Origin of the sequence: Tenacibaculum geojense, from assembly GCF_042676005.1 — a bacterium.
GTDB classification, from domain to species: domain Bacteria; phylum Bacteroidota; class Bacteroidia; order Flavobacteriales; family Flavobacteriaceae; genus Polaribacter; species Polaribacter geojense.
Genome location: NZ_JBHTJR010000016.1, coordinates 1 through 7,602, shown reverse-complemented (window position 1 = coordinate 7,602; position 7,602 = coordinate 1). Strand labels below are relative to the sequence as shown.

The window sequence follows — 7,602 nt, the reverse complement described above, 5'->3', positions numbered from 1 at the left end:
ATTGCCAACACCTTATAAAAATAATTGCGGTTAGTACTTAATCAAAATGCGTTACGTGTTTGTAACGTCTGATTTTCCTTCGGAAAATCCTCGCATACAAACCCGCAACTATTCTTACAAATTAACGTTGTACGCAAGCTGAAAACCCAACTGAATTGATAAAAAAAGCTATAATATTAACCTTAATTCTGAACTCAATAATTCTGATTGGAGTTCCTGCTGGACACGGTTACGGAATAATGATAATGTTTGAAGTTATCAGTATTCCAATGCTAATCAAAAACGGATTTGACTTCCAGAAAGAATATCCTTTTGAAAGCAGTCTGTTTTTAATAGCTCTGATTTCCTTAATTGGGAAACTGATTTCAGTTGCAATATTATTTTCAAAAAATATTTTGAACAAACAGAAATGGATATACATCGGACTGATTTTAATGCTGATTTCTTTTTTAATTGTCTGTTTCGGAGCGTGGAATTATGACAATTTCCTTTTTGCGATAACATTAGGGAGCGGAATACCTTTTTTAATATATTTCAATCAAGTTTTATATTCAATTAATAAAGAGAAATATAAATCGGAATTAGTAAAAGCATGAAAAAAAGCCAGCGTACAACAATGTATAACCGCAATTACGGCGGATTCGACTACGTCCGAATCCACTCAGAATTGCTTAAGCTAGTTAATAACTTAAAACTTTTGGCTAAATTAGCCCGATAACTGACGGGTTATACGAAACCGTTACCTGCAATTTAAAAAAACATCTAGATAAATGATAAACATTCCAATATCCATTAATATTCCTGACTTATGGAATACTGAAGTATTTAATAAAAATGAATGGGGAAAAATTAATTTAATTGTAGGACCAAATGGAACTGGAAAATCTTTATTTGCAGAACAATTAAAATCAAAATTAACAAATCAAGGATATAAAACAAGAATGCTGAATGCAGAACGTTTGAGTGGATTTGAAAAACAATCCTATTCAGCATATGGTTCTAGTAATTTTGAAAGAGGATTAAATATATCCAACTTTTCAAGTATTAAAAGTAATGGCGAGTCTTATGGTCTTTCATCATCTGCTTTTATTATTCTCAAAGAAAGACTAGATATAAGAATTAAAATAGAAGCTTTGCTTTCAGACATATTTGATAAAACTATTCGATTGGTTGAAGAAGGTGGTTATTTAAAACCAAAAATTCAAAACAATTCTGGTGGTGTTGAATATGGACTTAAAGAAAAGGAATGTCACGGTTTAAAGGAATTGATAACACTTCTAACATTTTTATATGATGATAGTAAAGAGTGTTTAATTCTAGATGAACCAGAACTACATCTGCATCCACAATACCAATCTTTTTTATTGAGTGAAATAAGAAAACATTCAGGAAACCCTAAAACAGAAACTGATAAAAAATTATTCTTTATAATAACTCACTCACCATATTTTTTAGACTTTAGAGGAATTGATGATTTGAAAAGCGTATTAGTTTGCCACTATAATCAACCTCTTAATTTTATAGACAGTTTAGATACTCAAGACGAATATATATTAACTAAATTTTTACCTCGTTTTAACACACATCACAAACAATTTTTCTTCTCACCTAATCCAGTTTTTGTGGAAGGTTATACTGACCAACAAATAATAACTCTTTTATTTGATAAGTTAGATTATAATATTAGCGCCTCTGGTTCAAGTATCATTGATGTTGGAGGAAAAGATGAACTCGCAGTATTTTATAGATTATGCAAAAAATTAAAAATTCAAGCTCGAATTATTGCAGATTTGGACGCTTTATTTAAAGGTAAATTAAGAGAAGTTGCTCAAAACGAACCGAACTGTAACACTTATGTTCAAAACGCAGGAATAGGTACAGATTTAGCTAATTTAATAGGTGAGTTAGAAAGAAAACTTAAAGAAGTTGCTGACGACATTGTAACTAAAACAACTACTGATACAGATTTAAATCATATTATTGAATTTTTAAAACCAATAGTTTCGATACCTGAAAAAAGATATAATGTAGTTACATCTTTCTTACTGTCAACAATTAAATTTAAAGACAAAATTTTATCAATTATTAGTGAAGACCAAAAAGCAAAAATGAATTTTATATTACCTAGGTTTAATCAATTATTGGAAGCTCTAAAAACTGCTAATATTTATATTTTTCCTAAAGGAGAGATTGAACATTATTACATTCAAACTTCACTAGATTATTTAAACTTTTCAGACAAACAAAAAAACACTTCTTTCCATACTGAAAAAGATTATATTTTATCTTGTACAGATATAGAAGAACTAAAAAATAACTATTCCGAGTTATTGCCGATTTTAGCAGATTCAGTTCCGCAAATCAAAGTAGATTTAAGTAAGCATTTGAAATTTCAAATAGTAGAGTGGATTCAAACAATTCAAAGAGCAGTTTCAAAAGGAGATATTGATAATATGCTTGAATTAAAAAATAACGCAAAAATAAATTATAAAGTTTTTAATCAAATATTAGAGGTTAATTTTCTAGAAATCAAAGACGACAGAAGATTTACTTGCAAATTGAAAATAAAGGAATCATTAAGTGAGTTAGATAATGAAATAGTATTTAACGAGAAAACTATACCTCACGATTTTAAATTGGAAATATAAAAACTGCAGGTAACACTGTGTATAATTCATTGCTAGTTATAGCCTACTTACGAAAGTCCTCACGGACTTTCTACTTTGATTTATTTGCTAACTTTAGTGCTTAAACACGCAACGAAATCATACACAAAACCGTTAGCTACAATATAAAACCGACTCAAACTTTAAAATGAATAAAAGTAAAATTCAAGAAGAACTTGATTCTGAAGAATATAAAAATGAGTGGAATAGATTACTCAAAATGAGAAAATCTATTATCTATTGCTTGTCATTTTCTCTTATGAATTCAGCCAGAGATGGTGTAAGTGGAGAAAGAAACTTCTTTTTACGAATGATTGATGATATTCTTCAATCTGTAATTTCAATTGAGATTCTAGCAAAAGAAGGAATTTCAAATACTTGTAGAAGAGAATTGAGGTATTTAATAGAGCTTTCTATAAAAAGTTGTTTAATTGTAAATAATACAACCAAACAAAGCTTTGAAGACCAAATAGATGAATACGAGAAACTATTAAATTCTTCAAATATTAATCCTATCAATACATTAAAATTCTTTTATCTAAAAGACAAAGAAGAAGAATTTAAGACTGAGACAAAACGACTATATGGTTATCTATGTAAATATTCACATTCTAGTTCACATCAAATCCGAGAAAGATTAGCAAAAGCGGAAATTGGAAGAACAATTGGCTATGAAGGAATTCAAGAATTACGTGAATTAAATAATGACATAGAAAAGGTTTTGGCGATTGTTTCTGTTATGATTTTTCACTCTGTTGCTCAATATGTAGTTGGAGATTTTTTGGTAGAACCTAATGGAGAAACGGTTAATTGGTATTTTAACCAATCAAAATATATTAATATGATTGATGCGGAATTTGATTATAAACACGAAAGACAATCAATATTAGAAAAATTAAAAAAGGATAGAATTGAAAGAGTCAAATTTTAATAAAATACTGTAGCTAACATTTTGTATAAGTAATGGCAGGCAATGTGGTAAATATCAAGGCTTTTAGCCCGCTCATACTGCGTAGCGGTTTGACAGGAAAGTAACACGCAATCTGCCACTACTCATACAATTTACCGTTGGCAACAAGCTAAAAAAAACTGAATTTTAAAATAAAAAATGGCTGAATGTATTGAATGTGGCAGTTATACCAAATTTAACGGTGGACTTTGCTACAAATGTTATAAAGACCAAAACTCAAACGAAACAATCGTCGAAGAAATTGACGAAGATGAATCGAAAGGATTAAGCGATAGAGATTTTAACTATCGTTACGGAATGATAAAGGGGCGAATTGCTGAAACTTTAATCCAAGAATTATTCTTAAGTCTTGGTTACAATGTTTTCAGGTACGGAATGGAAAATACAATTCCTGGAATAATGGAATTATTAAAAGGGGTTCGTTCAGATGTCGCCCAAGAAATTAGGAGAATGCCTGATTTTGTAATTCAAGACCCTAGAACAAAATCAGTTTACTTTCTAGAAGTAAAATTTAGAGCAAGCGGAGAATTTAAAGTAAAAGACTTACCGAAAAATTATCCCTATGAAAATGCTTATATAATTTTAGTTTCTAAAAAGCATATTAAGTGCATAACTGTAACTGAATTGAACGAAGGAAAGGAAATTACACCTACTTCCAAAAATTATTTGGGGAATCGGAAAGAATTTGACTTGGACAAAGACGTAATTATTGACTTCTGTTCTTTTGCAGTACAATTTTTTGAAAATGTATAAAAGCCAGTTGCCAACAATGTATAACCGCAATTACGGCGGATTCGACTACGTCCGAATCCACTCGGAATTGCTAAAGTCCGTGCTAAACCGAAAATTAACGCATATAAACCCGTAACTGACGGTTATACGAGACCGTTGGCAACAATATGAAAAAACCATTATTACTTCTTATAATAATCTTATTTTGTTTCTGTAAATCGGAAACTAAAAAAGTATTGGAAACCGAAAAGGAACAAAACCTTACAGAACTAAATGTTGAAAAATTAGATAATAGCAATTTAAAACCAATATCTGAAATTGATACAAAAACAGAATTTGATATTAATTATATTAAAACAAAAACTAAAACTTTATCAAAAAAAATAGACCTTGAGATAATCGATGTTAAAAATTTAGAAAAAATACCAGGAGAATTTATTACGAAATACATAACGCCTCATAAAATTGAAATCGGATATCCTGAATATCTACACGCTGATTATCCTGAAGCATATGCTTTTAATGAATTTAAAGAGTACGAAGATTTCTATCTATATACATTCACATATGATGACGAAAGTTGTTGCAGAACACTTTATGCTGTTACAGCAGAAAAAGACAGTTTAAAGACAATAAGTATAAGTGTGATAGGGTATACTGGTGGAGATGGTGGATGGGGCGGAAAAAAATACGGAAAATGGTTTAGCGATTATGGAATTGAAAACACTGATGTTTCTATTTATGATGAAGAATCTGCTGAACAAAACAAAGAAACTGAAATTGACACAACGTGGTCAGAAATTCAATTAAGTAAAAAAGGAGTTTTTAAATATATTGAACATCATAAGGTTAAATATATCGGAAATAAACAAGTGGAATAAATACTGTTGCCAACAATGGCTATAATTAATACGGGGTTTGGTGTTTAATCCAAAGTTTAATGTATTTTTATAAGGTCGTCAAATCATTTTGATTTGACTTTTGAAAAGAAAAAATAAAAGCAAACAAAAAGCTTCGCCTTAGTGCTAAATCGGAAAGCATCCGCTTCCCTATTCCCGCACTAATCATAGCCGAAGCCGTTGTACAACATTAAGGAATGAAAATAAAATTACTGATAACTTTCCTACTTTTTGCTTTTTTAAAAGTTGAAAACACTCAATCCCAAAATGACACAATTAGAGGGAAATTATTTTTTTCAAATTCTTTTTATTATAAATTTAGTTTAATTCTTGTTAAAGAAAAAAATACCAAAATTCCTGTTGTCGTGAATAAAAATGGAGAGTTTGAATTAATTCCTAATGAGAACAAAAAACACTATGATTTAGTTTTTACTTACAAAAATGACACATTAAGAAGGTTTAAGTTTAAAAAAGAATGGACAAAACGAAAAAGACACAAATCAATTGCGTTGACTGAAAAATGCATTGCTAATGGAAAAACAGCGATAACTGATCTGAAAAATGATAATGTGAAATTCTTTGTGTTTTCTCAAAATTTGAATAAAAACGAAATTAATGAGGAGGACAAAAAAGTGGAAAAACAGTATAATTTTGAATATATCTATTTTGAAAAAATAGAACAATATGACTGTTATTTAGAATATAATATGAGAATGTTAAAAATATTACCTCTAAAAATAGGGAATGAATTTTTTAACAAATTGAATAAAAAAGTAATTAGAATAAATTAAAACGTTGTACAACACTGTATAAACTTTATTGCTGCTAAATTTTTCCTTCGGAAAAATACGCAGGCACAAAGTTGTTTAATTTTTGCTTACTTTTAGGCTAAAATCAACGCAACAAACCTTATACGAGAAACGTTGGCAGTAAGTTAACCAACTCAAAATATATAAACCAAACCCATTGAGACATGAAATTAACAACTCATTGTAGCTCTTGTAAAAAAGACATACGAATAAAATCAAATGCTTCTACTCGACCTGACTTACAAATGGAAAAAGGAGATGAATTCAACGTGAACTGCCAACATTGTGGAAAAATGGAAAAGAAACACGTCAATGACATAAAAGCGGAACAAAATAACATAATTATTCTAATTGGAATTCTAACTGGTATTATATCAGCTATAGTTTTCTGGAATATGTTCGGGGCAATTGGAACAGTAAGCGGATTAATTCCTGTATTGTTTTGGTATCAACAAATGGACGCAACTAAAGGATTTAACTCATATATGATTCGTCGAAAATAAAATACGTCTGAATTATAGTTTAAACAGAACAAATGCTGTATGAAACTAATCGAAATAAAAACCTACTGCCAACAATGTATAACCGCAATTACGGCGGATTCGACTACGTCCGAATCCACTCAGAATTGCTTAAGCTAGTGAATAACTAAAAACTTTTGGCTAAATTAGCCCGATAACTGACGGGTTATACGAAACCGTTACCACACATTTAAGAGCAACATTGAGAAATTGGAAAGACATAGAATGGATATTTGAAAAGGATGGAGCCTTAAGAGATATTTATATTCAAAACGCAACTATTTCGGATTGGAAAAAAGTAGTTGACTTATTGAACTCTCACTACAAACTGACCTTTGGAGTTTATGAAGATAATTTGACTGACAAAATTGACTTCGGATATGTGAAAAAAATGTTTGCGGACGAAACTGGCGAACTGGAAACCAAATCTGCGACAATTGATTTGGACGGAATTATTGTCAAATGCTACTTTTTTCTTATCGACCAAATCGAGTTTGACATTAATCCTTCTGAAATACAATCAGAATTAGAATTGAAAAAAGTAACGGATTTTATGAAGACAGTGAGTGCGGAATTAGGAAAACAGATTACGCTTTGTGGAGAAAATCAACCTGAATTTCCATTAATAAAAATTGACTCTAAAAACGGAATTGAAAAAATCCTAACTGAAAAAGATGCTAAAAGCTTATGGGAAAAATCAGACCAAAAAGTTAACGTATTTACCAAACTCAAATCGACAATAATTATGAAGTACTTTCCGAAATTATTAGAGAAGAAAATATTGGAAAGTGCAAATAAGGAATATGAATCAACACCGAAAGAAAAAAACGTGTGGTAACAATGTATAACCGCAATTACGGCGGATTCGACTACGTCCGAATCCACTCAGAATTGCTTAAACTAGTAAATAACTATAAATTTTTGGCTAAATTAGTCCGATAACTGACGGGTTATACGAAACCGTTGTAAAGCATTAAAAAAAGTAGTAACCTAATGACCTAAATC

At 30.1% G+C, this 7,602-nt stretch carries 8 protein-coding genes; all 8 read left to right on the top strand.

What is annotated here, in order from left to right:
- The first annotated feature begins 155 nt into the window (after positions 1–155).
- The 8 genes from ACFQ1U_RS02265 (at position 156) to ACFQ1U_RS02230 (ending at position 7,435) form a co-directional block, all read left to right on the top strand.
- Positions 156–596: a hypothetical protein gene (locus tag ACFQ1U_RS02265; protein WP_386104887.1), complete on the top strand. Its 441-nt coding sequence runs from the start codon at positions 156–158 to the stop codon at positions 594–596.
- 174 nt (positions 597–770) lie between these two features.
- Complete coding sequence (locus ACFQ1U_RS02260; protein WP_386104885.1) at positions 771–2,648, top strand: ATP-dependent nuclease; 1,878 nt, start codon at positions 771–773, stop codon at positions 2,646–2,648.
- A gap of 277 nt (positions 2,649–2,925) precedes the next feature.
- Complete coding sequence (locus tag ACFQ1U_RS02255) at positions 2,926–3,597, top strand: hypothetical protein (RefSeq protein ID WP_386104883.1); 672 nt, start codon at positions 2,926–2,928, stop codon at positions 3,595–3,597.
- A 177-nt stretch (positions 3,598–3,774) separates the two neighbouring features.
- Positions 3,775–4,389, top strand: coding sequence for a hypothetical protein (locus ACFQ1U_RS02250; protein WP_386104881.1), 615 nt, complete (start codon positions 3,775–3,777; stop codon positions 4,387–4,389).
- Positions 4,390–4,535: 146 nt separating this feature from the next.
- The gene (locus tag ACFQ1U_RS02245; protein WP_386104879.1) at positions 4,536–5,249 is read left to right on the top strand and encodes a hypothetical protein; all 714 of its coding nucleotides are present in this window, start codon (positions 4,536–4,538) and stop codon (positions 5,247–5,249) included.
- A 215-nt stretch (positions 5,250–5,464) separates the two neighbouring features.
- Entirely contained in the window at positions 5,465–6,058 is a 594-nt protein-coding gene (locus tag ACFQ1U_RS02240; RefSeq protein ID WP_386104877.1) for an FEKKY domain-containing protein, read from the top strand.
- A gap of 182 nt (positions 6,059–6,240) precedes the next feature.
- The gene (locus ACFQ1U_RS02235; protein WP_386104875.1) at positions 6,241–6,579 is read left to right on the top strand and encodes a hypothetical protein; all 339 of its coding nucleotides are present in this window, start codon (positions 6,241–6,243) and stop codon (positions 6,577–6,579) included.
- A gap of 220 nt (positions 6,580–6,799) precedes the next feature.
- Positions 6,800–7,435 carry a hypothetical protein gene (locus ACFQ1U_RS02230; protein WP_386104873.1) on the top strand — a complete coding sequence of 212 codons (636 nt, stop codon included), beginning with the start codon at positions 6,800–6,802 and terminating at the stop codon, positions 7,433–7,435.
- Positions 7,436–7,602: the final 167 nt, after the last annotated feature.

What these genes read in the sequence shown, in the direction of transcription:
- ACFQ1U_RS02260 (WP_386104885.1), top strand. Translation starts at nt 771, where the DNA reads ATGATAAACATTCCAATATCCATTAATATTCCTGACTTATGGAATACT.
- ACFQ1U_RS02255 (WP_386104883.1), top strand. Translation starts at nt 2,926, where the DNA reads ATGAATTCAGCCAGAGATGGTGTAAGTGGAGAAAGAAACTTCTTTTTA.
- ACFQ1U_RS02250 (WP_386104881.1), top strand. Translation starts at nt 3,775, where the DNA reads ATGGCTGAATGTATTGAATGTGGCAGTTATACCAAATTTAACGGTGGA.
- ACFQ1U_RS02245 (WP_386104879.1), top strand. Translation starts at nt 4,536, where the DNA reads ATGAAAAAACCATTATTACTTCTTATAATAATCTTATTTTGTTTCTGT.
- ACFQ1U_RS02240 (WP_386104877.1), top strand. Translation starts at nt 5,465, where the DNA reads ATGAAAATAAAATTACTGATAACTTTCCTACTTTTTGCTTTTTTAAAA.
- ACFQ1U_RS02235 (WP_386104875.1), top strand. Translation starts at nt 6,241, where the DNA reads ATGAAATTAACAACTCATTGTAGCTCTTGTAAAAAAGACATACGAATA.